This is a genomic window from Pseudoalteromonas sp. 0802, assembly GCF_013350085.1.
GTDB lineage: Bacteria > Pseudomonadota > Gammaproteobacteria > Enterobacterales > Alteromonadaceae > Pseudoalteromonas.
Genome location: NZ_JABVXE010000020.1, coordinates 18151 through 43033 on the forward strand (window position 1 = coordinate 18151; position 24883 = coordinate 43033).

The 24883-nt window shown below is 42.0% G+C and carries 26 protein-coding genes and 1 tRNA gene; 16 read left to right on the forward strand and 11 right to left on the reverse strand.

Annotation, left to right across the window (positions count from 1 at the left end; all coding sequences use genetic code 11):
• Positions 1-116 precede the first annotated feature (116 nt).
• The 5 genes from HUS61_RS18425 (at position 117) to alr (ending at position 4827) form a co-directional block, all read left to right on the forward strand.
• Positions 117-668 (forward strand): RNA polymerase sigma factor, encoded by a 552-nt coding sequence (locus HUS61_RS18425; RefSeq protein ID WP_054554197.1) that lies wholly within the window; start codon positions 117-119, stop codon positions 666-668.
• On the forward strand, positions 655-1140 hold the full coding sequence (locus HUS61_RS18430) for a hypothetical protein (protein WP_175083315.1): 486 nt from the start codon (positions 655-657) through the stop codon (positions 1138-1140). Before HUS61_RS18425 ends, HUS61_RS18430 begins: the two co-directional genes overlap by 14 nt.
• 11 nt (positions 1141-1151) lie before the next feature.
• The gene (locus tag HUS61_RS18435) at positions 1152-2093 is read left to right on the forward strand and encodes a DUF4097 family beta strand repeat-containing protein (protein ID WP_175083316.1); all 942 of its coding nucleotides are present in this window, start codon (positions 1152-1154) and stop codon (positions 2091-2093) included.
• A gap of 275 nt (positions 2094-2368) precedes the next feature.
• Complete coding sequence (dnaB, locus tag HUS61_RS18440; RefSeq protein ID WP_058583799.1) at positions 2369-3748, forward strand: replicative DNA helicase; 1380 nt, start codon at positions 2369-2371, stop codon at positions 3746-3748.
• A complete protein-coding gene (gene alr, locus HUS61_RS18445; protein ID WP_175083317.1) occupies positions 3748-4827 on the forward strand; it encodes an alanine racemase in 1080 nt (359 codons plus the stop codon). Before dnaB ends, alr begins: the two co-directional genes overlap by 1 nt.
• A gap of 5 nt (positions 4828-4832) precedes the next feature.
• Here the strand turns inward: alr and HUS61_RS18450 are convergent, their stop codons facing one another.
• Positions 4833-5072, reverse strand: coding sequence for a DUF2960 domain-containing protein (locus tag HUS61_RS18450; protein ID WP_054554201.1), 240 nt, complete (start codon positions 5070-5072; stop codon positions 4833-4835).
• A gap of 115 nt (positions 5073-5187) precedes the next feature.
• Between HUS61_RS18450 and HUS61_RS18455 the strand changes: the two genes are divergently transcribed.
• The 3 genes from HUS61_RS18455 to HUS61_RS18465 are packed head-to-tail and all read left to right on the forward strand — an operon-like array spanning position 5188 to position 6896.
• Complete coding sequence (locus tag HUS61_RS18455; RefSeq protein ID WP_054563401.1) at positions 5188-5445, forward strand: YkoF family thiamine/hydroxymethylpyrimidine-binding protein; 258 nt, start codon at positions 5188-5190, stop codon at positions 5443-5445.
• Between the two features lie 20 nt (positions 5446-5465).
• Positions 5466-6089, forward strand: coding sequence for a nicotinamide riboside transporter PnuC (gene pnuC, locus HUS61_RS18460; RefSeq protein ID WP_058583797.1), 624 nt, complete (start codon positions 5466-5468; stop codon positions 6087-6089).
• The gene (locus HUS61_RS18465; RefSeq protein ID WP_175083318.1) at positions 6090-6896 is read left to right on the forward strand and encodes a phosphotransferase family protein; all 807 of its coding nucleotides are present in this window, start codon (positions 6090-6092) and stop codon (positions 6894-6896) included.
• Here HUS61_RS18465 and HUS61_RS18470 read toward each other — a convergent pair.
• The gene (locus HUS61_RS18470) at positions 6893-7075 is read right to left on the reverse strand and encodes a helix-turn-helix domain-containing protein (RefSeq protein ID WP_054563404.1); all 183 of its coding nucleotides are present in this window, start codon (positions 7073-7075) and stop codon (positions 6893-6895) included. The genes HUS61_RS18465 and HUS61_RS18470 overlap by 4 nt on opposite strands.
• Before the next feature lie 219 nt (positions 7076-7294).
• On the opposite strand from HUS61_RS18470, the gene HUS61_RS18475 reads away from it, so the two are divergent.
• Positions 7295-7369 (forward strand) — tRNA-Arg (locus HUS61_RS18475).
• A 140-nt stretch (positions 7370-7509) separates the two neighbouring features.
• Positions 7510-8367 (forward strand): DUF3800 domain-containing protein, encoded by an 858-nt coding sequence (locus HUS61_RS18480; protein WP_175080410.1) that lies wholly within the window; start codon positions 7510-7512, stop codon positions 8365-8367.
• A 160-nt stretch (positions 8368-8527) separates the two neighbouring features.
• Here HUS61_RS18480 and zntB read toward each other — a convergent pair whose 3' ends face one another.
• Positions 8528-9499, reverse strand: coding sequence for a zinc transporter ZntB (zntB, locus tag HUS61_RS18485; RefSeq protein ID WP_175083319.1), 972 nt, complete (start codon positions 9497-9499; stop codon positions 8528-8530).
• Positions 9500-9647: 148 nt separating this feature from the next.
• Here zntB and HUS61_RS18490 point away from each other — a divergent pair, with 148 nt between their 5' ends.
• From HUS61_RS18490 to HUS61_RS18500, 3 genes are read left to right on the forward strand one after another with little or no spacing between them, the layout of a single operon-like run.
• Positions 9648-10070 (forward strand): ATP-dependent zinc protease, encoded by a 423-nt coding sequence (locus tag HUS61_RS18490; RefSeq protein ID WP_054554208.1) that lies wholly within the window; start codon positions 9648-9650, stop codon positions 10068-10070.
• Between the two features lie 59 nt (positions 10071-10129).
• Complete coding sequence (gene rimK / locus HUS61_RS18495) at positions 10130-11035, forward strand: 30S ribosomal protein S6--L-glutamate ligase (protein ID WP_054563407.1); 906 nt, start codon at positions 10130-10132, stop codon at positions 11033-11035.
• A 37-nt stretch (positions 11036-11072) separates the two neighbouring features.
• Positions 11073-12131 carry a succinylglutamate desuccinylase/aspartoacylase family protein gene (locus tag HUS61_RS18500; RefSeq protein ID WP_062565957.1) on the forward strand — a complete coding sequence of 353 codons (1059 nt, stop codon included), beginning with the start codon at positions 11073-11075 and terminating at the stop codon, positions 12129-12131.
• A gap of 342 nt (positions 12132-12473) precedes the next feature.
• Here HUS61_RS18500 and HUS61_RS18505 read toward each other — a convergent pair whose 3' ends face one another.
• The 4 genes from HUS61_RS18505 to recQ all read right to left on the reverse strand — a co-directional run bounded on the left by HUS61_RS18505 (position 12474) and on the right by recQ (position 17009).
• Positions 12474-13034 (reverse strand): mechanosensitive ion channel domain-containing protein, encoded by a 561-nt coding sequence (locus HUS61_RS18505; protein ID WP_095209703.1) that lies wholly within the window; start codon positions 13032-13034, stop codon positions 12474-12476.
• A gap of 64 nt (positions 13035-13098) precedes the next feature.
• Positions 13099-14814 (reverse strand): BamA/TamA family outer membrane protein, encoded by a 1716-nt coding sequence (locus tag HUS61_RS18510; protein ID WP_175083320.1) that lies wholly within the window; start codon positions 14812-14814, stop codon positions 13099-13101.
• Between the two features lie 67 nt (positions 14815-14881).
• The gene (locus HUS61_RS18515) at positions 14882-15178 is read right to left on the reverse strand and encodes a DUF3630 family protein (protein ID WP_062565955.1); all 297 of its coding nucleotides are present in this window, start codon (positions 15176-15178) and stop codon (positions 14882-14884) included.
• A 7-nt stretch (positions 15179-15185) separates the two neighbouring features.
• The gene (recQ, locus tag HUS61_RS18520) at positions 15186-17009 is read right to left on the reverse strand and encodes a DNA helicase RecQ (RefSeq protein ID WP_175083321.1); all 1824 of its coding nucleotides are present in this window, start codon (positions 17007-17009) and stop codon (positions 15186-15188) included.
• Between the two features lie 225 nt (positions 17010-17234).
• Between recQ and rarD the strand changes: the two genes are divergently transcribed.
• The gene (gene rarD / locus HUS61_RS18525; RefSeq protein ID WP_175080416.1) at positions 17235-18158 is read left to right on the forward strand and encodes an EamA family transporter RarD; all 924 of its coding nucleotides are present in this window, start codon (positions 17235-17237) and stop codon (positions 18156-18158) included.
• Positions 18159-18160: 2 nt separating this feature from the next.
• On the opposite strand, the gene HUS61_RS18530 is transcribed toward rarD, so the two are convergent.
• Together HUS61_RS18530 and HUS61_RS18535 are read right to left on the reverse strand one after the other, a co-directional pair.
• The gene (locus HUS61_RS18530; RefSeq protein WP_175083322.1) at positions 18161-19396 is read right to left on the reverse strand and encodes a diguanylate cyclase; all 1236 of its coding nucleotides are present in this window, start codon (positions 19394-19396) and stop codon (positions 18161-18163) included.
• A gap of 78 nt (positions 19397-19474) precedes the next feature.
• The gene (locus tag HUS61_RS18535) at positions 19475-19849 is read right to left on the reverse strand and encodes a DUF413 domain-containing protein (protein ID WP_054563414.1); all 375 of its coding nucleotides are present in this window, start codon (positions 19847-19849) and stop codon (positions 19475-19477) included.
• Positions 19850-19939: 90 nt separating this feature from the next.
• Here HUS61_RS18535 and HUS61_RS18540 point away from each other — a divergent pair, with 90 nt between their 5' ends.
• Together HUS61_RS18540 and HUS61_RS18545 are read left to right on the forward strand one after the other, a co-directional pair.
• Positions 19940-20794 (forward strand): LysR family transcriptional regulator, encoded by an 855-nt coding sequence (locus HUS61_RS18540; RefSeq protein ID WP_054554216.1) that lies wholly within the window; start codon positions 19940-19942, stop codon positions 20792-20794.
• A gap of 196 nt (positions 20795-20990) precedes the next feature.
• Complete coding sequence (locus HUS61_RS18545) at positions 20991-21923, forward strand: porin (RefSeq protein WP_054563416.1); 933 nt, start codon at positions 20991-20993, stop codon at positions 21921-21923.
• A gap of 102 nt (positions 21924-22025) precedes the next feature.
• Here the strand turns inward: HUS61_RS18545 and recG are convergent, their stop codons facing one another.
• Positions 22026-24107: an ATP-dependent DNA helicase RecG gene (gene recG, locus HUS61_RS18550; protein WP_175083323.1), complete on the reverse strand. Its 2082-nt coding sequence runs from the start codon at positions 24105-24107 to the stop codon at positions 22026-22028.
• A 39-nt stretch (positions 24108-24146) separates the two neighbouring features.
• Positions 24147-24863: a tRNA (guanosine(18)-2'-O)-methyltransferase TrmH gene (gene trmH / locus HUS61_RS18555; RefSeq protein WP_175083324.1), complete on the reverse strand. Its 717-nt coding sequence runs from the start codon at positions 24861-24863 to the stop codon at positions 24147-24149.
• Positions 24864-24883 lie beyond the last annotated feature (20 nt).

The window sequence follows — 24883 nt, forward strand, 5'->3', positions numbered from 1 at the left end:
AGCTCAATTATTTGTAGCTTACACAAAAAAAATTAATTTCATTTAAACCTTTTGAATCCCTCCTTACGTCTAATACACTAAATTCACAACAATAATCATAAAGGACAACATCCAGGATGTTGATAGATGCAGAACAAGCGTTCGCCCAGCAAAGTGAGCATGCCTTGATAGAGCGCGTAAAAAGCGGTGATCAAGCAGCCTATGCAACACTTTATGAGTTGCATGTGAAGCGGGTTTATAGCCTTTGTTTAAGATTGCTTGCAGACAAAGAGCACGCGGAAGATGCAACACAAGAAGTGTTTGTACAGTTGTGGCACAAAATCGCGAACTTTGATGGACGCTCACAATTTTCGACTTGGTTACACAGTGTTACAAGCAATATTGCGATTAGCTACATTCGCAAACATAAAAGCTGGTTTCAAAAAGTAGTGAGTTTTGAACAAAGCGGTATGGATGAGCAAAGCGCAGCAGATTGCGATGGTTTTAACGGCCTCGATAAATTAGTACTGAGACTACCTGAGCGAGCACGTATGGTGTTTGTACTCCATGCAATTGAAGGTTATCGCCATGAAGAGATAGCAAGCATGCTTGATATGGCAGTCGGTTCAAGTAAATCGCAATTTCACCGTGCAAGGCAGTTATTAAAAGAGTGGTATGAAAATGAGTAAGCCAGAATTTGAACAATTTTTAAATGACTCGCTTAACCATAAGCAAGATATTAGCCCAGACAAAGATCTCTGGCCCGGTGTTGAGCGAGCAATTGCAACAGGGCAACCAGAGCAAACTGATAAGCCAAACCATGGCTGGAATAAACTCGCTGCAGTTGCCGCTTGTTGTATAGCCGCACTATTGACCGTACAGCTTTTTGTTGGCCAAGGTGAGCCAAATAGCATGATGGCAATGAGCGATTATTTTACCAAGCAAAAGCAAGGTTTGTTGGTGCAGTATCAAAATCAACCAGCATTAACCGATAACTGGCAGCAACAATTAAAAGAGTTAGAAGAAGCCGAAAGTGCCATTAAGCAAGCACTTGAGAATGAACCTGAAAACCCAGCTTTATTACAAATGCTGTCGCAGGTTTATCAGCAACAACTGGACTTAATTAACAAGGTGCATGCACCGAAGTGGCAAACGATTTAGGAGTGACAATTATGAAATTACTAGCTTTAACTTTAGGATTATTGCCACTGATGGCAATGGCAGGACAAACCATTAATGAGCAAATTGATGTACCTGCCAATAAACGCATTTTTATTGAAAACCAACGTGGTGATGTACGCATTGAAGGGTGGGATAAACCACAACTTAAAATCGAAGGTGAGCTTGACGATAAGGCACAAGGCTATCGTTTAGAGGTTGAAGGCAGCCGTGTTGAATTTATCGTAAAAATGCCGCGTAATTTAGGTGGCTGGAATAGCGGTGACGGTTCTCGTTTAACCATTTACATGCCAAAAAGTAGTGAGCTTGAATTTGCCGGAGTGAATGTCACAGTTAGTGCTAAAGAGCTTGAAGCAGGCGCAGAGATTGATACCGTCAATGGTGATATCACAGTGCAAGATATTCGCGGCAACATGAGCTTTGAAACGGTTAATGGTGATGTGAATGCTCATGATTTAAACGGTGATATTCGCTTTGAAACAGTCAATGGTGAAATTAACGATAAAAATTCGCAAGGTGCTTTACGCTTTACCGCGGTGAATGGCGACATTAAGTCAAAAACCAAAGCACAAGATGTTCGCCTTGAAAATGTAAACGGTGATATCGACTTTGCTTTTGATGCAATTAAAAAGCTGCGCATCAATACCGTAAATGGTGAAGCTGAAGTTCACATCAATAAGCTGCTTGAAGATGCTAATATTCGTTTTGAATCAGTCAGTGGTGACGCCGAGTTTTACTTCCCAGCTGATGTATCGGCAAAGTTTGAAATTGAAGCTCATGCTAACGGTAAGATCGTTAATGAGCTCAGCGATGACAAAGCAACGAAGGCGAAATACGGCCCATCTAGCGACTTAGAATTTAGTATTAACGGTGGGGATGCTGATATCGAGATGGATACGATTAGCGGACGCATTGAACTTCGTAAACAGAAATAACGATTATAGGTATCCCCAATTACAATAAAGCGGGAGGACTTCCCGCTTATACCAATCGTGTTAAGTTGTTGGTCTTAAATAGCGACAGATAAATGAAGTGATAACAAGGCAGAAATTTTGACATGTAGTTACTCTACTTTAGACATTTCTAACGCAGTTAGCGCTTTATTTAGCACGCTAGAATGACCAAATATTTAAGTCGATTGGTATTAACTATTTGCACAGCCTTAGCAAGTAGATAGAATAGAGCCATTCAATTTTAGTTTTGTGATGTTATGGCCAAACCAGATAAGCAAGTCGATACGTTAAAAGTCCCTCCTCATTCAATAGAAGCTGAGCAATCTGTTTTAGGTGGTTTAATGCTTGATAATCAAGCGTTTGACCGTGTTGCTGAGTTAGTGGTTGCGCAGGATTTTTATACCCGAACCCATAAGCTGATTTTTGAGGCTATGGTGAATCTTGCTGAAGGTGGTGATCCAATCGATTTGATCACTATTTCTGAGAGCTTAGAGAAAAATAATCAGTTAAGTAGTGTTGGTGGCTTTGCTTACCTTGCTGAAATTGCCAAGAACACGCCAAGTGCGGCGAACATTGATGCTTACGCGAATATCGTGCGAGAGCGCGCTGTTATTCGTGAAATGATTGGTGTTGCGAACGAAATTGCAGAAGCTGGTTTTAGCCCAGAAGGGCGTACTAGTCATGACTTGCTTGATTTTGCTGAAAGTAAAGTATTCAAAATTGCTGAGCAGCGTAGTAAAAGCACCGAAGGCCCACAAAACTTACACAGTATCTTAGAAAAAACCGTTGATAAGATTGAAGAGCTTTATCAGTCGCCACAAGATGGTGTGACGGGTGTAAGTACCGGCTATGCTGACCTAGATAAAATGACGGCGGGTATGCAGCCTTCTGACCTTATCATTGTGGCGGCTCGTCCATCGATGGGTAAAACAACCTTTGCGATGAACTTAGCCGAGCACGCAGCCATGACGCAAGATAAGCCTGTACTTATTTACTCACTAGAGATGCCTTCAGAGCAAATCATGATGAGGATGCTGGCATCACTAGGTCGTATTAACCAAACTAAAGTTCGTACCGGTCAGCTAGATGATGACGATTGGGCGCGTCTGTCGTCAACCATGGGCTTGTTGATGGAAAAAGGTAAGATGTATGTTGATGATGCATCAGGCCTAACACCAACAGATGTGCGTTCGCGTGCACGCCGTATTGCCCGCGACCATGGCGGTATTAGTATGATCATGGTCGACTACTTGCAGTTAATGCGTGTGCCAAGCTTGTCGGATAACCGTACCTTAGAGATCGCTGAAATCTCTCGTTCATTAAAAGCACTGGCAAAAGAACTACAGTGTCCGGTTATTGCACTATCGCAGCTTAACCGTACCCTAGAGCAACGTGCCGATAAACGCCCAATCAACTCCGACTTACGTGAATCAGGCTCAATCGAGCAAGATGCCGACTTAATCATGTTTATTTACCGTGATGAAGTGTATAACGAAGACAGTACAGAAAAAGGCGTGGCCGAAATCATCATAGGTAAGCAACGTAACGGTCCAATCGGTAAAGTACGTTTAACCTTCCAAGGTCAATTCTCGCGTTTTGATAACTACGCGGGTCCAGCTATGGACGACGAATACTAATGCGCTTAGCCATTGCCGAAATCAACCTAAAAGCACTTGCTCATAATTTAGCACAAGTGAAGCGCTTTGCGCCTGGTTGCAAAGTAATGGCAGTGCTTAAAGCCAATGCCTATGGCCATGGCTTAGTTAAAATTGCTCAATATCTAAATGATGCCGATGCATTTGCGGTTGCTCGAATAGACGAAGCGTTAGCGCTACGTGCAGGTGGGCTGACAAAACCGATTGTATTGCTTGAAGGTTTTTTTCATAAAGATGATTTACCTATCTTGCTGGCCAATAACTTTCAAACCATTATTCACGATGAAAATCAGCTTGCAACGCTTGAAAATACAAGCCTTGATGCACCAATTGCGTGTTGGTTAAAGGTGAATACGGGTATGCATCGATTGGGTATTGCGCCATCGCAATTTGAGTCTTTCTACAGTCGCTTAAAAGCAAGCCCGAATGCCCGCGATGACATTAAGTTAATGACGCATTTCTCGTGTGCCGATGACATCAATGATGAAAAAACCGCTCAGCAAATTGCCTTATTTGATTCTTTGGCAGATGGCAAAAGTGAGCAGCATTGCCTTGCAAACTCTGCTGGCATTATTGCTTGGCCAAAAGGCCATGGTGAGTGGGTGCGCCCTGGCTTGATGCTTTATGGCGTATCGCCAATGCTTAATGGTGTAGGGCAGCAGCACGGACTAGAGCCTGTTATGCGTTTAACAACACGAGTTATCGCGATACGCGATGTCGATGCCAATCAATGTGTAGGTTATGGCGGGCGTTGGCACAGCGATAAACCGACTAAGCTTGCAGTGGTTGCGATGGGCTATGGGGATGGTTATCCACGCCATGCCGAGCAGGGCACACCTGTGGTTATCAAATCACAACGCTATGGTATTGTTGGCAGTGTAGCGATGGATATGATCACGGTGGATATTGGTGATAACCGCGACAACATCAAAGTGGGTGATGAGGTGATTATGTGGGGGCCAGAGCTTCCCGTTGAAGAGATTGCCCAGTGCGCAACAACCATACCTTACGAGTTACTGTGTAATATCACCCCACGTGTGAGCTACGAGTATCAAGAGTAACTTTGTTACTCTTTAATAAAATACACGTCACTGAAACCCATTCGTGCGAATTCTTGGTCACGAAAGTTACGTACTGCTGCAGAGCCTTTTGAAGTCATTTCGACTTGCTGTTCCATCTTTAAATAATTGGTTAAATCAATGCCTTCAGCCGCAGCAATGGCATGGTACATATCGCGGTATTTATCTTTTGCAAAATTGATTTCGCGAGGCTGGTTTTTAAATTTGTAAGTGATGCGGCGTGCCATAATGAATCCTCAATGTTTATCGGGGCTGATTTTACACTAAAAAATAACCATAGCCATGACTTGTTAGTATAAGCGGGTTACAATGCAATACTTTTCAAAGACTCGGTAAATCATAATGAAACTTTCAGTAGAGATCAGTAAGTACCCACTACATCAAGACTACATTCCGTTTATCAAAGGTTTTATTGACCGCGTAAACAGTTACGAAGGTCTTAAAGTGATCACCAACACCTTATCTACTCAGATTTTCGGTGACTATGATTTAGTGATGTCTGTACTTAATACTGAAATCAAACGTTCTTATGAAGAGTTTGGTAAAGCTATTTTTGTCTGTAAATTCTTACATGGTGACTTGTCGCCTAGCGAAGACTAAAACCTAAAGTAGCGCGAGTTATGGAATTTTTAAGCGAAACCTTCTCTGGCTTTACTGCCATGTCGCATTGGGAATATATTGCCGTTGCCCTATCGATGGCGTATTTACTGTTAGCGATTAAAGAAAGCTTATGGTGTTGGCCTGCCGCGTTTGTGAGCACCTTTATTTATACCGTAATGTACTGGAATGGCGCACTGTTGATGGAGTCGCTACTTAATTTTTACTATATGTATATGGCGGTATATGGTTGGGTGGTTTGGCGCAGGGGCATGAATAATAAAGATCATCTGCCCATTATTTCATGGTCGTTAAAGCGTCATGCGGTGATTTTGCTTGCCACCTCACTGGCTTCAGTTGCCATTGGTTTTGTGATGACCAATTACACTCACGCTGATTTTGCTTATTTAGACAGCTTTACCACCTGTTTTGCGGTGGTGACAACCTACCTTGTTGCCAAGAAGGTACTGGAAAACTGGTTGTACTGGATTGTGATTGATGCAGCATCTATGTACCTATACTTTGAAAAAGGGTATTACCCAACCTTAGTACTTTTCGTGTTTTACACCATTATGGCCGCGTGGGGCTTTAAAACCTGGTATGAAGAATACGAGCAGCATCAGGCTAAGCCGCTTGCACAGCTATAGATGAAAACTGAGCAACAAATTCACGCGCTTTTTACGCGCTTCAACTCACGTTTAGTTATCACTTCAATCAGCCCGCTGGTTGAGGGGTTAAGCAATGATAACTACCTGGTTAAAACAGCAAGCCAAGATTTCTTGGTTAAGCACTATCGCGACCACTGGCCGGCGATTGGCCTTGCAGCGCAAGCGCACTTTGCAAAGAAAAGCTGTTGCCCAGCCCCACTTTGGTTAGAGCAAGCAACCGATACGGCTATTTTTGAATATGTGGCAGGCAGCATTGCCAGCGGTGAGTTTTGTAGTAGCTTATTGCCCGACTTAGTTAATTTACATCGTTACCCTGTGCTTACTGAACCGATGGATATTGCCTACGAAATTAACTACTACCAACAAACAGCGCGGTACCAGCAACATGCAGAGCTAATTAAACAGTCACTGGCTTATATTGCTTCAGCGCCTAAAGACATGGGTTTTTGTCATAATGATTTAGTGAAAGAAAATATCATTGTGAATGAGACGGGGATGTTTTTAATCGACTTTGAGTATGCCAAAAGCAACGATGTTTATTTTGACTTAGCTGCGCTGGTGGTGAGCTTTGCGTTAAATGATGAGCAGCAACTGGCGTTGCTTAAACGTTACCAAGCGTTAGTGTGCGAACATCATGAGTTTTACTTATCAATTGAAAAGCTCGAGGCATTTCATGCGCTGTTTTTGCTTTTGTGTATTTGTTGGTACGAACAACGTGGTGCGATGGATAAAGTGGCGCCCCTGCTAATACAGCTTAACCACTTCATAGAAAAAGCTAAAAATTAAAGACCGCCAATTCGCTCGGCAAGTTCTTTATATTTTTTTACGTCTTCTGGATCAAACAAAGGTTCACCTTTGTCATCTTGTGATTTCGAGATCAGTAAATGCTCGCGAGCAAGACGTTTTACGCGTTCGACTTTTACACCTAAAAACTCCGCGACTTGCTCTGTAGACATTAAACTCATGATCAAATTCCCCTTACATGGCAATACTGCCACCTTGTTATTAATTTTATTAAGTATACGTTAATACCTTGGTTCTGCACGAAAGTGAAGTGTTTTAATGCAAATTGCTGAATTTATGTGCATATAAAGGCCTCGATGCTAGCATTTAGCACAAGATGCCATTATCATTGCCGGGTTGTCATGCTGATATCGCGAGTCAGTATTGACGACGACAAATGTGCTCTCGTGGTGAAATGGATATCACGTGGCCCTCCGGAGGCTAAGTTGCAGGTTCGATCCCTGCCGAGAGCGCCATTTGCTCTTCAATTCAATGTTTAATTCCCCAATAATATCAGCCTTTCGTTTTTTAAAATTTTCTTTTAATCTTTAGAAAAGTCGATAAAAAGTAATTTAATCGTTTTTTCTATCTTTATAAGTCTATTGTCAGGGAATGAATGAGTAAAAATATTAATCACCACCAGCTACCTTTATTTGAGTTTGATGGATCAAATTCTAAGAAGCTGGATAGCAAAGATGATTCTGAATTTTCTAAATATATTGTTTATGTAGATGAGAGCGGGGATCACAGCTTACAAAGCGTTGATGATAATTATCCTATTTTTGTATTGGCATTTTGTGTATTTCATAAACGTCATTACAGCGAATCTATAGTTCCAGCTTTAGAAAAATTTAAGTTTAACTTTTTTGGTCATGATCAGCTCGTATTACATGAGAATGAAATTAGGCGTCGTAAGAATACCTTTAAGATACTTAATAATCGTTCACTACAAACAAGGTTTTTAGATGATTTAACTGAAATAATTGAATTTAGTAACTTTATTTTAATTAGTACGACTATAGATAAGCGTGAAATAAAGCGTTTAAACCCTGAAGAAAATGCTTATCATATTGCTCTAGGTATGTGTATGGAATCGTTATATGAATTGCTCTTCGAAAAACAGCAGCATGAAAAGAAAACACATATTGTAGTAGAGTGCCGCGGAAACAAAGAAGATAAAGAGTTAGAACTTGAGTTTCGGCGAGTTTGTGATGGGAATAATAAATTTAAAAGAAAACTACCTTTCGAAATCATTTTTTCAGATAAAAAAGTGATGTCATCAGGTTTGCAACTTGCAGATTTGGTTGCGCGTCCTATTGGCCTAAATCTACTAAAACCTGAACAACCTAATAGAGCTTTTAATATTTTAAAGAAAAAATTTTTCTGTAGCGGTGGCAGAAACTGTTTAGGGGAAGGTTATGAAGATTTTGGAATGAAGATTTATCCCTACCCAAAAAGCGAAAAACCCCGATGATTCCACCGAGGTTAAAACGCCGACCGAGATAGCTCAATCCATTTAATAATGATTATGGTAAAATAATGCAACATCGTCAAGAGTTATAAATATTCCTAAAGTATTTTTGAAATATTTATATTAACTCAAATTATTTACCTTATTTGCAGTTTATAGGGCTTTATAGCCATTTCTTATTTTTAAAGTAAATGCCAATCCCAACGGTTAGCACCACCAAGAAAATAATAAATAAGCTAAATGCGTAAGGGCTTTCAGTGCCCGGAATACCGCCTACGTTTACACCTAGTAAGCCAGTTAAAAAGCCAAGTGGTAAAAACAGTGCAGCAACTACCGACATCACATACATGCGTTGGTTTAGTTGCTCAGATACTTGGCTTGTTATTGCTTGTTGAATAATTTGCGCGCGTTCAATTGAGCTATCTAGCTCTTCTAAATAACGGATCAACATATTGGTTGTTTCGTTTAAGCGTGCTTTATCGTCTTCATCTAACCACTTATATTTGTTGTTTAACAAAGTAATAAGTGCTTCTTTTTGTGGCCTTAAATAACGTTTTAACGCGATTGTTTGGCGGCGTATTTGTGCTAATGATTGATGATCAAAGCCTTTATTTGGTTCATCAATTTCATCTTCAAAGCCATCGAGTGTGTCATCTAAACTGTCGATAACAGCTTGCATACGCGATGTTAAGTTTTGCGCCAATTGGCAAACTAACTCAGAGATTGAGCAAGGACCATTACTGCCATCGAACGATTCAACAACATCCTGCACCGATAATAAACGGCGCTTACGGGTTGTGATCACAATGTTTTCGTTAATAAATAAGCGTAACGAGACCATGTCTTCTGGGCTTTGCGCAGGGTTTAAGTTAACCCCACGTAAAAACAGCATATTACCATTAGTGACTTTACTTAAACGCGGACGTGTTTCATCGGCAATCAGGGACTCAAGCTCGAAACCAGTTAACAAATTACTTTGCTCAAGCCAGTCAACGGCTTCAGCTTGGCTGTAGTCCATGTGCACCCAAAGTTTTCCGTGTTCGGGTTGCCAATTTTGCAGCTCAGTACTATTTTCAATAGCACGTGCACCGCCTTGTTCGTCTAAAATTAAGACATGAAGTAACCCATTGATCATATTGAACTCTCGTTTTACAAATAGTGGGGTATAGTTGATTATAGTTTAGGCTACGTCAATTAAATCGACTTATCGAGTGGATAAATATATTTCGTTGGTGTTTCTAGCTCTGTAGCGTATAAGACACTTTTTTATAGAGGGCACATTAATGAGCGCAAAAATTATTGTTGGCTGGCGAGAATGGCTTGGCCTGCCTGAACTGGGAATAGAAAAAATCAAAGCAAAAGTTGATACCGGAGCGAGAACTTCATGTATTCATGCTTTTGACATTGAGGAATTTTCAGAAAATGGCGAAGCATGGGTGAAATTTACTACCCATCCTCTACAAGACGATGTAGAAACAACGGTAGAGTGTCGCGCCAAAGTAGTTGAGCGTAAGTATGTGACCAGTTCAAGCGGTCAGCGTGAGCTACGCTACTTTATTGAAACAAAATTAGTCGCAGGAACCCAAAGCTGGCCTGTAAGGGTGACTTTAAGTAACCGTTCAACAATGAAGTTTAGAATGTTGTTAGGGCGTACAGCAATGGAAAATCGCATAGTCGTTGATCCGGCTTTATCTCATTTATTATAGGAAAAGGACTTATCACACGTTGCTACGTGTATGAGTTTATCAGTTAAGGTTTTTAACTTATGAAACTTGGTATTTTATCTCGCAACCAAAATTTGTATTCAACACGTCGCTTAATTGAAGCCGCAGAGCAGCGTGGCCACGAAGTGAAAGTAATTGATGCACTTCGTTGTTATATGAACATCAATTCAGAGCAGCCAGAAATCCATTACCGTGGTGAAAATTTAAAAGATTTTGATGCTATCGTGCCGCGTATTGGTTCGTCAGTAACTTTCTATGGCTGTGCGGTATTACGTCAGTTTGAAATGATGGGTGTATACCCTGTCAATGAATCTGTGGCGATCACTCGCTCGCGCGATAAGTTACGTTCACTACAGCTACTTTCGCGTAAAGGTGTAGGTATGCCAGTGACAGGCTTTGCAAGTAAACCAGATGATGTAAAAGACTTATTAAGCATGGTGGGTGGCACGCCAGTCGTTATTAAGCTACTTGAAGGTACGCAAGGTATTGGTGTGGTATTAGCTGAAACACGTAAAGCTGCAGAAAGTGTAATTGAAGCGTTTATGGGCTTAAAAGCCAACATCATGGTGCAAGAGTACATTAAAGAAGCGGGCGGTGCTGATATTCGCTGCTTTGTATTAGGCGATAAAGTAATTGCCGCGATGAAGCGTCAAGCGCAAGAAGGTGAATTCCGTTCTAACTTACACCGTGGTGGTAGTGCGACTTTGGTTCGTATTACTCCAGAAGAAAGAAAAACAGCTGTTGCTGCAGCTAAAGCGATGGGCTTAAACGTTGCGGGTGTTGATTTACTTCGCTCTGCACGTGGTCCATTGGTGATGGAGGTTAACTCATCACCTGGTCTTGAAGGTATTGAAGTTGCAACCGGTAAAGACATTGCAGGCATGATTGTCGAGTTTATTGAAAAAACAGCAGCATCAAAGAAAACTGCAACTCGTGGTAAAGGCTAGGCCTTTAGTATTAGCGCTCTATTAAAAGGAAAAGTGCGTGGCTAAGGTTAAGAAAAATACACCGTTTTCAATTTTAGGTGATACGGTGGGTGTTGGCGAACGTAAAACATTTGCGATTGAAGCTGCCAAGCTTTACACCCACTCGCCGTTAAATATTCCAATTGAAGTCGTCAATGGTGTGCAGCAAGGGCCTGTATTAATGGTGTGTGCTGCAATTCACGGTGATGAGCTCAATGGTGTTGAGGTTGTTAGGCAGTTGCTTGCTAAAATCGATCCTGAGCAATTGCGCGGTACTATTATTGCGGTACCGATTGTGAATGTGTTTGGTTTTATTCATAAGTCACGCTACTTACCAGACCGTCGTGACATGAACCGCAGTTTTCCGGGCTCAACGCGTGGCTCGTTAGCTGGGCGAATGGCGAATGCGTTTTTTACTCAAGTGGCAATGCATTGTACGCATATTATTGATTTACACACAGGGGCAATTCACCGAACTAACTTGCCGCAAATTCGCGCTAACTTAAGTGATCCTGCAACAGCAGCCATGGCAAAAGCGTTTGGCACTCCTGCTGTGATTGATGCGTCACTTCGCAATGGTTCATTACGCAGTGAAGCGGCCAATTTAGGCATACCCGTTATTACCTACGAAGCCGGCGAAGCGCTGCGCTTTGACCCAATTGCCATTGCAGCAGGTGTGCAAGGTGTTGACTATGTGATGCGCCATTTAAAAATGGTGCGCGGCAAACGTGCTAAAAAGTTACCAGAGCCGGTTATTGCAAGCTCGACGAGTTGGATACGTGCCGAAGTTGACGGTATTGTTCGTGCACAGGTATCACTGGGTGAGCGAGTAATGAAAGGGCAGGTTCTAGCTTATATAAGTAGCCCCCTTGGTGATGCTGAGCTTGAATTACTGGCGCCTCGCAGTGGTATTGTCATTGGTCAGCAAACTATGCCGCTGGTAAACGAAGGGGATGCTGTATTCCATCTTGCTTATTTCGCTCACGCAAACAGCCTAGTTGAACAACAGCTCGAGAATTTTATTGATGAAATAAGTGATATTGAAGACGAGTTAAAAACCGCAGATTTAAATAACTAATACCCTATTCTGTAATTCAAAAAGCCAAACTATCTGTTTGGCTTTTTTGTACCCACCAATCCTGACCTATTACTTGACCTTAGAGCAAGTACTAGGTTTATAGTTTTTTTACTTACTTAATTTTCGTAAGAATGACTAAAGGATCAAAGATGAAAATATTGCTATTTTATACAGGCTTATTCACGCTTGCTATTTCACTTACGCACGGCTTTTTTACTGAGCAAAGTGTTGTTCACATTGTGTTATTTCACCCTTTAGTCATTCTTTTTAGTTTTATATTAATCGCCTATGGAAGCAGAAAAAGAAAACCTTTTTAGCAAGTATCTCGTTAACTTTAAGCCGTTACTTTTTTGGGCCTAAAATACGTTTTATGGTTGGCGCTTTAGTCGCTGTTGGTGGGTTCTTTAATACCATCACAGGGCGGGTAACAAATATGTTGTTTGGGTAAATCACTTTGTGACCATCAACATGCTCAAGTACAACATTCATTAAGCCCATTTCGATAATGCGGCCTTCTAAGAAGTTTGCGCCGTCAATCACTCTCACCCAAAAGCCAACGCGGCAATCGTTTTGAATAAACATCAACAAGAAGGCTGTTAGGTTGCTTAGTAACGACCAGGCGGCAAAAAGCGCGACACCTAACATGGCAAAAATTGATGAGCCAAGTACTAATAAGCCCCGTAGCTCTATACCCCAAAAAACTAACACTAAGCACAGCATAACAATGGCAAGAATGATATTGAGCAACAGCTCTGCACGGTATTCGCGATGCGGATCAGCCTTGCCTTTAATTGCTTTTAACAGCAGCTTTTTGGTGGTTTTACGCAGTAGCGGATAGAGCAAAACCGCGATAACAGTCACGATTAAATGATATTGCTCGTTAAAGAATTCGACGAAGTCCAAAAGGGTTCCTAAGTTAATATTTTACGTTTTGATTTTAGCTTTTTAGCTTAACAATAACACCACTTTAAAAGGTATTTTTAACCGTTACTAGCCATTGTACTGAGTCTATGTCGTCATCTTGTTTGTTAATAGGTGCGGCAATATCTAGGTGAATAACCGTACCGGCATTGGCACGGCTTGGCGCTAAGCGCAGACCCACCCCCACATTTTGTAGCACGTTACCATTGGCACCATTATCTTTGTCGTTATACCAGGCTCTACCAATATCATAAAACGCGGCACCACCCACTTTAAACAATTGCAGTAAGTCATATTCCCAGTAGTAGCGTTTTTCTAGAGTCACTAAAAAGCTGCGGTCGCCTACTTGATAGTCAAGCGGGTAACCACGTAGGCCATTTTCACCACCAATAGTCAGTTGTTTATCAGCAGTGAGGTTTTCAGCATATTGTAAGCGTACTTTGGCATACCAGCTTTGCCTTAGTGTGGTATTGAGATAATACTGTAGCTGCGTGCTAGCGAATAGGTTTTCGACGTCATCGGTTTCTTCATTCCAGTAGCCATCAAGGTCTGCTTTAAAGCGCCATAACTGGTTGTCTCCAGAGTAATGCGCTTTTGATAAAGATAACGAATAAATAGTACGGCTGGCATCGTCGCTAAAATCATCACTCGAATAACCGAGCAAGGCATGGATATTCCAACCAAGGTTTAAATCTTCAGTACGATAGATACTATCGAAGTTTCTAACCTTAACGTAGTGATCTTCAAACCATTGGCCACTAACGTAAGGGTAACTCAGCGTTCTATCCTCAGCGATAGGAAAGCGCGTAAATGGCGTTTCTCTAAAGGTTTCTTCGCGGTTTTCGATGCCAAGCTTAATACGTTGAGTCCAACTGTTACCAAGTTGTGATGAATGACCAAAGTAAGCACGGTTTAATAAGGTTTTTTGTTCAAACTCACTAACTACATCACCGCGATAGTAAAGAGACTCTCGGCGTTGATCAGAGTAACTTGTAACACCGTAGCTGTAGGGCGTATCAATCGAGAAAAACGGGTAGCTTACATCGAGATAATGACGTTTACCGTCATCGTTATCTGAATATTCTAAGCGGCCTTGATAGCGGCTAGAGAATATATGCGGATCATCATACACAAACAGGTAACCAGTACGGTCAGCATCACGGGTACGACTAAACGACACTCGTTTACCCCAGCCTAAAAAGTTAGATTCGCGAAAGCCAATGCTCGACTCATTCTTACCACCACTGCGGCTAAAGCTTATTTCGGGCAGTAGGGTCCACAGATCGCGCGTAATTACTTTTACATGTACGTTGCCATCACAATCGAGCTTTGCGTTGATACGCGCATCATATAAGTAGCCTTGTTTACGCAGTAATCGCTCTGACTCAAGCAGTTTTCGTGGATTGTAAACATCACCTTCTTGAAACAATAAAACGCTGTGTATTACCTCTGGCTCTGTAGTCATGTGAGCGCGATTGGCAAAGCGAAATAAAAAGTTATTTTCTTCTTCAAGCTCAGTGTTAAAGACGTTTAGCTGTTCAAGTTCAATAGAGACTATTTTACGGTTATTAGCGGCATCGGGTAGGGGGTTATCGGCATCGAGCTGGCGGCGTAAGTTATTATCTTGTGATTTAAGCGTACGTTGGTTTTGACAATAATTACTATCGTCAGTAAATAATTGCTCTGCATGAACATTGGCTGCTATGCAGACTGGTAATAGTGTTATTAACCTAGCAACAAAGTACGACTGCTTAAATCCCATTTACACCCTTAGTTGAGTATCTCCTGTGCAACTACTACATACTAAGCGTGGGAAAATGTCTAGCTTATTATTGTAATTGCGCGACTAAATACTGGTGAAGTTGTGGCAATGCAGCACTGGCTTCTATGCCCTCAGCATTGATCCAAATACTTTCACTGTAATGTTCAAAGTTTAGATTAAAACTATGATCTGTAAAGTGAAAGCGTAATTGATGACGATCAGCACCGGCATCAAAGTCGGCAGTTGTTATGGCTGGCGCGTGCAAGAAAAGGGTTGCCCAAAGTTCAAAGTCTTCGTCGTGTGGAAGCTCACTCGACGTTATGAGAATAATCTCATGCTCGGCATCATAGGTTAGTTCAGTCATAGCAGTCCTAATTGGTGGCAAGATAGTCGCGTATGGTATTTAAAAACGGTGCGCCGTACTTATTGAGTTTAGTGAAACCAACACCTGACACCTTCAAAAACTCACTGTCGTTGGTTGGCATTAACTGCGCCATTTCAGCGAGGGTTTTATCATTGAATACCACATAAGGTGGAACATCATCGGCATCTGCCAACTCTTTACGTAAAGCGCGTAATTTCGCAAATAGCTTTTTATCGTAATTAAACTGAGCGAGTTTATCTTGGTAAACGTGCTTAGCTTGTAAGCGAGGTTCAGCAAGTTGCAGTGCATATTCACTTTTAAGAACTGCACGGGCGGCTTCGGTTAAGCGTAATGACGAACCTTGGGTAATATCTTGGCTTAATAACCCTTGATGGATAAGCTGCCTTAAAATACTTAGCCAAAACTCTACACTGTGCTCTTTACCTATGCCATAGGTGCTTAGCTGGTGGTGATTGTTATCTCGAATGCGGCTAGTGTTTGCACCGCGAAGTAACTCAACGATATAGCCAATACCAAAACGTTGCTCAGCACGGTACACACACGACAAGGCTTGTTGCGCTACAAGTGTGCCATCAAAGCTAGTAGGTGGGTTTAAGCAAATATCACAGTTACCACAGGTTTCGCGTTTATATTCACTAAAATAATTGAGCAAGATTTGTCTGCGGCATGTTTGTGCTTCGGCGAAGCTTGCCATGGCATTGAAGCGCTGTTCTTCAACACGACGACGTTGCTCGTCTTCAATATCTTCAAAAAAGCGGCGTACGCGGCCTATATCAGCCGGATCAAAATACATAATCGCTTCTGCAGCCAGGCCATCTCGACCTGCACGACCGGTTTCTTGATAGTAAGCCTCGATGCTTTTTGGAATATCGTAATGCACCACAAAACGTACGTTTGGTTTATTAATCCCCATGCCAAAGGCGACAGTCGCAACCACAATTTGAATATCGTCACGGGCAAATCCCGATTGCACAAATTGGCGTTGCTCGTTACTCATTCCTGCATGGTAGGCGGCGGCATTGAACCCGGCGTCTGCAAGTTTTTCGGCTACATCATCAACCCGTTTTCGGCTGGTGCAGTAAATAATGCCACTTTGATTTTGCTGCTCTTTTAAATATCGAAGCAGTTGCACCATAGGTTTGAATTTTTCTTCTATGGTGTAACGAATGTTCGGTCTATCGAAGCTACCAGTGTGCACGTAAGGGTGGTTAAGCTGAAGCTGTTCAATAATATCGTAACGAGTTGCTTTATCTGCCGTAGCTGTAAGGGCCATCATGGGCACATGCATAAAGCGTTGCTTTAACTCGTTGAGCCGACAGTAATGCGGCCTAAAGTCATGACCCCAATGCGACACACAGTGAGCTTCATCAATTGCAAAAAGTGCGAGTTTTAGATGACTCAAACGCTCTAAAAATTCGTGTTGCAGTACTTTTTCTGGTGCAACATATAACAGCTTAATTTGCCCATAGTGCAATTGCTGATAAACAGCTTGCTGCTCTTCAAAAGGCAGGCTGTTATTGATGTATGCCGCTTGCACGCCGAGTGCTCTTAGTTGAGTAACTTGGTCTTGCATCAAGGAAATAAGCGGTGAGATAACCACAGTCACACCATCAAGGATCAATGCTGGTACTTGATAGCATAAAGATTTGCCTCCACCTGTTGGTAGGAGTACAAGCGAGTCTTGTCCGTCTAGCGCTGCGGCTATAATCGCTTCTTGGCCATCACGAAAGTCCTTGTAACCAAACACTTGTTTGAGTACGGCTTGTGGTGATCGAACGGGTGTGTTGGACATTGCGGTATTGGTATTCATCGCCGTGCATTTTAGTGGTTTTTTATGGCGATGTCTGTAGAAATATACCCAAACGACCTCAAGATGCAGAATTCAGCGTTTCACAGATGCTTAATATCAAGGCGTTACTTTGCAACAATGGCAGTCCCTTTTAAGAAGTAAATACATGGGTTTATTTAGCGTGTTTTGGTTGCGTCACTGCTAAGGGGGCGTAAAATAGCGTTTTTAAACTATAAAGCCTAACTTATGCCTACCAACATTGAGCAGCGAAAAGGTGTTATTTTCGCTTGTTTAGCCTTTTTTATGTGGGGTCTTGCGCCCATTTACTTTAAGTTTCTACAGCAGATTTCTGCGTTTGAAATCTTAATGCACCGTGTTATTTGGTCGGTGTTATTTTTACTTCTTATTATTGCTGCTCGTCATCAATGGCAGCGTATTCGTGTGGTGCTCGGACAACCTAAATTACTTTTGATGTTGGTAATAACAGCAAGTTTACTTGGCTTTAACTGGGGGTTATTTATTTGGGCTGTGAACAATAATCATATGCTCGATGCCAGTTTAGGTTATTACATCAACCCACTACTAAACGTGTTATTGGGTATGTTGTTTTTAGGTGAGCGACTACGTAAATGGCAAGGCGTTGCGGTAGGTCTAGCGCTTTGTGGTGTGTTGCTACAGCTTGTGAGTTTTGGTTCATTCCCTGTGGTTGCTTTCTCATTAGCAGGATCGTTTGCTATTTATGGTCTACTACGTAAAAAGTTACCAATCGAATCATTGCCAGGGTTATTGCTCGAAGCACTTATTTTATTACCGGTTGCGCTAATTTACTGGTGGTTGATGACGCCATCAGCCAGCTCTGATTTAACTGCAAACGATTGGCACATTAACGTGTTACTCATTAGTGCTGGTGTGGTGACAACCTTACCGTTGTTATGTTTTACCGGTGCAGCAAAGCGCCTGCAATACAGTACGCTTGGCTTTTTTCAATACATTGGCCCAAGCTTAATGTTTATGCTTGCGGTGGCTTTTTATGGTGAGGTATTTGATGCTGAGCGTGTGGTGACGTTTGCGTGTATTTGGAGCGCTTTGGCATTATTCAGTTGGGATTCGTACCGCCAAAGTCGTAAGCAACGTAAGGCGCAATTAGAGGCGGTAACTAAGCCTGTGTAGGCTTAGCTTACTAGCTTGTTGCGGCCAGTGTCTTTAGCTTGATAAAGCTTTAAATCGGCCTGTTTTATTAGTTCATCCAAACTATAAACAGGCCCATTATGAAAACCAATCGACAGTGTAAACTTGATATGGTCTTTACTGAACTCAGGACTGTGTTTTTCGACAAATAAGCGGAATTTTTCTAAACGTTGCAGAGATTCTTGCGGGTCTTGATCTGCAAAATAGACTGCAAACTCTTCACCACCAAAGCGGCCTACTAAGTTATCTTCAAAATACTTTGCCATACATTGCGATAGGCCCTTTAATACGTCATCGCCGGCATCATGACCGTAGTTATCGTTAATTGACTTAAAGTGGTCAACATCAATCATGGCTAAAGAGACTGAGGTATCTGACACTTTTGCAGCTTTTAGATGGCTGTTTGCTTCACCAAAGAAATAGCGGCGATTAGGGAGTTTTGTGAGGTAATCAGTGTTTGCTTGTAAACGAATCGTTTTAATGTTTTCAAGCATGTCGACGTTCTGGCTGAGCCGACAATAAAACTCTTCATTGTTGAATGGCTTACGAAGGTAATCGTCTGCGCCAGATTTCAAAAAGCGCGTTGATAAATGCAGAGTATCGAGTGCAGAAATGCCGATTATGGCCTTTTCATCGTTGGAGTATAAACGGCGAATTTCAACACAGAGTTCATCCCCATTCATATTCGGCATTTCATTATCGGTAATGATCACCGATATTTTTGGGTTTTCAGCCAGTACTTTTAAAGCGTCGACACCATCAACTGCTTCGAGTGTTTGGTATTTATGACGGGTTAATAAGTTGCAAATATGGTGGCGCGTTGCCGCTGAATCATCGACTACTAATACTAATATTTGCTCATTACGAGGCAAGCGAGCCAGTTGTTTTTCTAGGTATTGATAGGCTTGTTTATTTTCTTTGGTGATGTAATCAATGATGGGGTGTTTTTCAACGATATTACGTGTTGTTTCGTCAAGGTTGCCAGTCATTACAATGGTCGGGATATCTGCTTCGATGGTGCAAGGAACTGCTTCACCGTTTGGCGCATCAGGCAGAATAAAATCTACTACGGCACAAAAGAAACTGTGCTTGCTAATAAGCTCTTTTGCCTCAGCTAAGCTACCGGCTATGTCGGCTTCATAGCCAACTTTTTGCGCGATGTGCTTTTGCACCCGCGCAATGGTTGGCGTATCTTCAATTATTAATATTCTTCGAGTCACAGCTTGCCTTGTAATAACTTATTGGCGAAACAAAAGTTATTTCAAGTTTTAACCCTAAAAGGGTAAAAAAGCAAATTGTTATAGGCTGTCTGACTCAGAATAATATTCAACACTTTGTGGTGTTGAGGTCGCAATGCGAGAGCGCCCAAATAATGTGTGAAACTTGGTTTTACAGGTTGTTTGCTTAAGGTATTTTATCCAAGCGCGCTCAATCGGATTGGTCGCTTCAAGATTACCGGTAACAACTTGCACAAATTGAGTTTGAAATTCATTTTGTGGTTCTAGGGTTTTGTTGTATAAACCCTTTAGAACAACACCATGCTGCTCGAGAATGTCGGCTTCTAGCAAAGTGAAGTGACCACTACGACCAAAACCGCGTGGGAAATTTTGATCATCATAGAATTGACGTTGGCTTGCAAATGCCTGACGAAGTGATGAAATGTCATTGCTCATGGCTTTATCCTCATGCCCTAATTTCTTGCTGGAGTATGGATCAAGTTGTCGATTTTATTAAACAAATTATTTTTATCGTAAGGGTAAAAAATGGATATCGATTTATTGAAGACTTTTGTTGAAGTGGTTCGTACACGCCATTTCGGTAAAGCAGCTGAAAATTTATATATTACACAGTCTGCGGTGAGTTTTCGGATCCGACAATTAGAGCAAGGTTTAGGCGTTAACTTATTTATTCGTCAACGAAACAACATACAGTTAACGGCGCCGGGTGAGCGACTACTGCCACACGCACAAATGATCATTACGGGTATGCAGCGCGCAAAAGTTGATGTGGCACTTGCAGATAATATGCATAAGCAAATTAGCTTAGCGGGAACACCTAATATATGGGATGCATTTTTACAGTTTGGTATTACTAATATTGTTTCTGCTATGCCGGGTGTGTCGTTAGTTGCCGAAGTCAAAGCACAGCAAGAGAGTACTCGCTTATTATTGGAACGTACATTAGATTTGGCGGTGTTGTTCGATCCTCCTAAAGTAGATGAACTGGTTGTACAGCGAATTTGTGAGCTACCTATTATTCCTGTGAGCGCCTTTGAAACTGCAAATAGTGAAAACTTTTTCGATAACCAATATGTTTATGTCGACTGGGGGACCACCTTTTCTTTATGGCATGCTCGTGAGTTTAACGGCCACGCTCCTCCTTATTTTAGAACCAGTACAGGTCGTATTGCGCTTGATTTAATTTTGAAATGCGGCGGTAGCGCGTTTATTCCTCAGTTATTAGTTGAAGAGCAGCTTAAATCTGGTGAGCTTTATCATGTTGAAGATGTTGCGCATACCTCGCGCGATGTGTTTGTTGCTTACCACAGAGATAACGAACAAACTCCTTTATTAGAGAAGTTAGTGACTTTATTAACTGAACTACAAATAAAAGCTTAAAATTAATTTAATTTAGCTTTCATAAAAATTTAATGCTGCAACAGCAGGTTACGTTTTTATTTCAAAAATAATTACATTTTATGAAGCTAAATTGACGCTTTTATTTCAATTGTCATCTTTCTGTCATTTTTCGCTGTCACACTGCGCGCATTGAAACACAACATGTGTTTTTTGTTGCGATTATTGAGGAAACGACATGAAATTTGCAAAGTCTAGCTTATTCCTAGCTTTATTTGGTGGTTTATCTTTTTCTGCATTAGCTGATGTAGATGTATATGGTAAAGCAAACGTGACTGTTCAATCATCAGATGATGGCGAAGGGTCTTTCACTGAAATTAAAAGCAATAACTCACGTTTTGGCTTAAAAGGTTCAGAAAAAATTTCTGAAGGCTTAGAAGCTGTTTATAAATTTGAGTTTGGTGTAGACGTATCTGACGCTGATTCAAAAGGCGACAATGACGATAACATCACTGCACGTAACCAATACGTGGGTGTTAAAGGTAGCTTTGGTCAAGTTGTTATCGGTCGTAACGATACAGCAATGAAGCAGTCTCAAGGTAAAGTTGATTTATTCAATGACCTTGAAGGTGATATCAAGAACGCATTTAAAGGTGAAAACCGTTTAGGCGACACAATTTCTTATGCTTCTAAAGACTTCAGTGGCTTCAAAGTATTAGCAACTTATGTGGCTGAAGATGATGTAGATGCTGATAACGGTTACTCAGTAGCGTTAACTTACGGCGATGCAAAACTTAAAGAAAGCAAACTTTATGCATCAGTTGCAGCTGACAGCGAAGTAAAAGGTTACGACATTGTTCGTGCAACAGTACAAGGTAAACTAGGTGACTTCAAACTAGGTGCTATGTACCAGACACAAGAAAAAGTGGATGGTAGTGCAGAAGCTGATGGTTACTTAGTAAATGCTGCTTACCAAATGAATAGCAACACTTTCAAAGTACAGTACCAAGTAATTGACTTTGATGAAGGCGATAAGAAAACAGCTATCTCTGCAGGTGTTGATCACAAGCTTAGCAAAAACACCAAAGTATTTGGTTTCTACTCAACGTTTGATACAGACAATCAAGTTGACCAAGACTACCTAGGTGTTGGTATTGAATACAAGTTCTAATCCAACCTTTGGATAACTCCCTAACTTGTCAGTCCAGCTAATTAGCTGGGCTTTTTTGTTCTAGTAGAAAATTTATAAATCAGATAGCGCTTTGATTTGCGATCAAGCCTGTGCGTAGTTTGATTTGCCAGCAAGCCAACGTTGAATCAATTTATCGGTAAGCGCTGGATAGTCGTTCAAAATTTTGAAGGCAATGGGTCTTACATGGTCGAGTGTTTGTTTATCGCGGTTTAAGTCGGCGATTTTAAATTCGGCTAGGCCTGTTTGTTTGGTACCAAGTACTTCACCAGGGCCACGGATTTCGAGATCTCGCTCAGCGATAACAAAGCCATCATTACTTTCACGCAGCACACCTAAGCGCTTTTGAGCCGTCGCTGATAATGGCGCATGATAAAGTAAAACACAGTGTGATGCCGTTGCCCCACGACCAACACGGCCGCGCAGCTGGTGGAGTTGTGCAAGGCCTAACCGTTCAGGGTTTTCAATAATGATAAGGCTAGCATTAGGCACATCAACACCTACTTCAATCACCGTTGTGGCAACGAGTACATGAATATTACCTGCTTTAAACTCACTCATAATAGCCTGTTTTTCGGCGGCTTTCATCCGGCCATGCACTAAGCCAACGTTTAGCTCTGGCAATGCCGCTTTTAATTGCTCTGCGCTATCTTCCGCGGCTTGGCATTGCAGTACTTCAGATTCATCAATCAAGGTGCAAACCCAATACACTTGACGACCTTGCTCTGTACACGCTGTTCTCACACGTTGAATGATTTCGTCTCGACGTGCATCAGGAATAGCCACCGTTGTAATAGGTGTTCTACCGGGTGGTAACTCATCAATCACTGAGGTTTCTAAGTCAGCGTAGGCTGTCATTGCTAGCGTTCGCGGGATAGGTGTTGCTGTCATCACTAATTGATGCGGGTAACAATCACCAAAGCGGCCTTTTTCGCGCAGTGATAAGCGCTGATGAACACCAAAGCGGTGTTGCTCATCAATAATAATTAAAACGAGATTGTTAAACTCAACCTGCTCTTGGAATAATGCGTGGGTGCCAACAATCATTTGTGCTTCCCCAGAGGCGATTTTTTCCAAAGTCGCTGTGCGCTCTTTACCTTTACTTTTGCCACCTAACCAAGCGACTTCAACACCGAGTTGATTAAACCATTGGCTAAAGTTGATACCATGTTGCTCTGATAAAATCTCTGTTGGTGCCATTAAAGCGACTTGGTAGCCTTCGCTGATAGCTGTGAGCGCACTGAGTGCTGCAACTAAGGTTTTACCGGAGCCTACATCGCCTTGCACTAGACGCATCATCGGAAACGGGTGTTGTAAGTCACCTTTGATTTCTGCCACTACACGACTTTGCGCGTTGGTTGGGCTAAAGGCTAAATTAGCTAAAAACTGCTGCTCAAGTTGATTATGAGGTTTTAAAGCAACCGCTTTTACCGTTTGCCCTTTTTGGCGCAGCTTTAAAAGGCTTAAGTTTTGCGCAAGCAGCTCTTCAAACACTAGCCGTTGCTGGGCAGGGTGCATACCTTGTTCAAGGGCAGTTAAATCAACATCGTTTTGTGGACGATGTAAGGTCATGAGTGCATCGGCTAAACGCATTCCGGTTGGCTGAAACTGTTCTGGCAGTAACTCTTCGACAGGGTATTTAGTTAATAGTGCAAGTGCTTGATCGCTTAGTGCACGAATAGATAACTGTTTTAGCCCTTCGGTAACAGGATAAACTGGCGTAAGTGTGGTATTAGTTGGTTGCTCAGAAGGGGTATCCGATAAGCTGTATTCCGGATGTGTCATTTCAAAGCCAACACGACCACGGCGGATCTCACCAAAGCAGCGAATGATTTTACCTGTACTTAAGGCATTTTTTTGAGCTGCGCTAAAGTTAAAAAACCTCAGCGTTAAACGGCCCGTGCCATCATTTACTTGGCAAACCAGCATGCGCCTTTTTCCAAAAGTAATTTGGCTGGTTTCAATGGTGGCTTCAACACTAACATGGCTGTGCGGTTGGAGTTCGCAGATTGGGTGAATGCGGGTGCGGTCTTCATAGCGGTGAGGCAAATGAAAAAGCATGTCCTGCACCGTATGAATATTTAGCTTAGCAAGGCGCTCGGCCATTTTCGGGCCGACGCCTTTTAATTCTGTAATTGGGTATAACGCTAAGCTTGGATGACTCAAAGGTGACTCAAATTATTAATTAGTAGACTGTTTTTCAGTTTACTTGCACTCGCTAGTGGCTTCAAGCGGTTGCGTGTGTTTTAAAATGTTCCAGAACGTTTCATCAGCAACAATTTCACCACTTTCATCAAGCTCAGGGTACGGTAGCTCTTTTTCACGGCATTGTTCCGCAATGATAGGGTGGCAGCCTTCAAACAAGATACGGTGCTTAATTTTCGCATCAAGCATATCGCGGTTATAAAGTCCGACTTCTTCACGTTGGCGCTGTGCTTCAAATAGAATAAGTGCCGCAGCAACAGATACATTAAGAGATTGCACCATTCCTTGCATTGGGATGATGATGTTTTTATCAGCATGAGCGAGGGCGCGTGGTGAAATACCATCACGTTCTTGGCCAACAATAACAGCCGTCGGTTTGGTGTAATCAATTTCACGAAAGTCGACTGCGTCGTCGCTGAGATGAGTTGCTAAAATTTGTACTTCAGGATTTTGCGCACGCATCATGGCAACAGCTTCATCGATATTGCGATGCAAGTGAGTTTCTAGCCAGTTTTTACTACCACCTGAGGTATTGTTAGTTAACCATTTTTGATTCTCTGGCCATACAGCATGTACGTGATGGCAGCCAGTCGCGTCAGCTGTGCGGGCAATAGCTGATAAATTATGATGCTTATGTACTTCTTCTAAACAAACCGTTAGGTCCGTTTGGCGGCGGTCTAACACGCGCTTAACACGCTCAAAGCGAGTTGTATCCATAGTTGTGTGCTCGTTGACGG

Excerpts from the sequence above, each read along its gene's own strand:
- HUS61_RS18450 (WP_054554201.1), bottom strand. The coding sequence starts at position 5,072 with ATGGCACGCCGCATCACTTACAAATTTAAAAACCAGCCTCGCGAAATC.
- HUS61_RS18435 (WP_175083316.1), top strand. The coding sequence starts at position 1,152 with ATGAAATTACTAGCTTTAACTTTAGGATTATTGCCACTGATGGCAATG.
- pnuC (WP_058583797.1), top strand. The coding sequence starts at position 5,466 with ATGGAATTTTTAAGCGAAACCTTCTCTGGCTTTACTGCCATGTCGCAT.
- HUS61_RS18430 (WP_175083315.1), top strand. The coding sequence starts at position 655 with ATGAAAATGAGTAAGCCAGAATTTGAACAATTTTTAAATGACTCGCTT.
- HUS61_RS18540 (WP_054554216.1), top strand. The coding sequence starts at position 19,940 with ATGGATATCGATTTATTGAAGACTTTTGTTGAAGTGGTTCGTACACGC.
- rarD (WP_175080416.1), top strand. The coding sequence starts at position 17,235 with ATGCCTACCAACATTGAGCAGCGAAAAGGTGTTATTTTCGCTTGTTTA.
- HUS61_RS18455 (WP_054563401.1), top strand. The coding sequence starts at position 5,188 with ATGAAACTTTCAGTAGAGATCAGTAAGTACCCACTACATCAAGACTAC.
- HUS61_RS18425 (WP_054554197.1), top strand. The coding sequence starts at position 117 with ATGTTGATAGATGCAGAACAAGCGTTCGCCCAGCAAAGTGAGCATGCC.
- HUS61_RS18515 (WP_062565955.1), bottom strand. The coding sequence starts at position 15,178 with ATGACTGAACTAACCTATGATGCCGAGCATGAGATTATTCTCATAACG.
- HUS61_RS18545 (WP_054563416.1), top strand. The coding sequence starts at position 20,991 with ATGAAATTTGCAAAGTCTAGCTTATTCCTAGCTTTATTTGGTGGTTTA.
- alr (WP_175083317.1), top strand. The coding sequence starts at position 3,748 with ATGCGCTTAGCCATTGCCGAAATCAACCTAAAAGCACTTGCTCATAAT.
- HUS61_RS18490 (WP_054554208.1), top strand. The coding sequence starts at position 9,648 with ATGAGCGCAAAAATTATTGTTGGCTGGCGAGAATGGCTTGGCCTGCCT.
- recQ (WP_175083321.1), bottom strand. The coding sequence starts at position 17,009 with ATGAATACCAATACCGCAATGTCCAACACACCCGTTCGATCACCACAA.
- HUS61_RS18535 (WP_054563414.1), bottom strand. The coding sequence starts at position 19,849 with ATGAGCAATGACATTTCATCACTTCGTCAGGCATTTGCAAGCCAACGT.
- zntB (WP_175083319.1), bottom strand. The coding sequence starts at position 9,499 with ATGATCAATGGGTTACTTCATGTCTTAATTTTAGACGAACAAGGCGGT.
- trmH (WP_175083324.1), bottom strand. The coding sequence starts at position 24,863 with ATGGATACAACTCGCTTTGAGCGTGTTAAGCGCGTGTTAGACCGCCGC.
- dnaB (WP_058583799.1), top strand. The coding sequence starts at position 2,369 with ATGGCCAAACCAGATAAGCAAGTCGATACGTTAAAAGTCCCTCCTCAT.
- HUS61_RS18465 (WP_175083318.1), top strand. The coding sequence starts at position 6,090 with ATGAAAACTGAGCAACAAATTCACGCGCTTTTTACGCGCTTCAACTCA.
- HUS61_RS18480 (WP_175080410.1), top strand. The coding sequence starts at position 7,510 with ATGAGTAAAAATATTAATCACCACCAGCTACCTTTATTTGAGTTTGAT.
- HUS61_RS18470 (WP_054563404.1), bottom strand. The coding sequence starts at position 7,075 with ATGAGTTTAATGTCTACAGAGCAAGTCGCGGAGTTTTTAGGTGTAAAA.
- HUS61_RS18510 (WP_175083320.1), bottom strand. The coding sequence starts at position 14,814 with ATGGGATTTAAGCAGTCGTACTTTGTTGCTAGGTTAATAACACTATTA.
- rimK (WP_054563407.1), top strand. The coding sequence starts at position 10,130 with ATGAAACTTGGTATTTTATCTCGCAACCAAAATTTGTATTCAACACGT.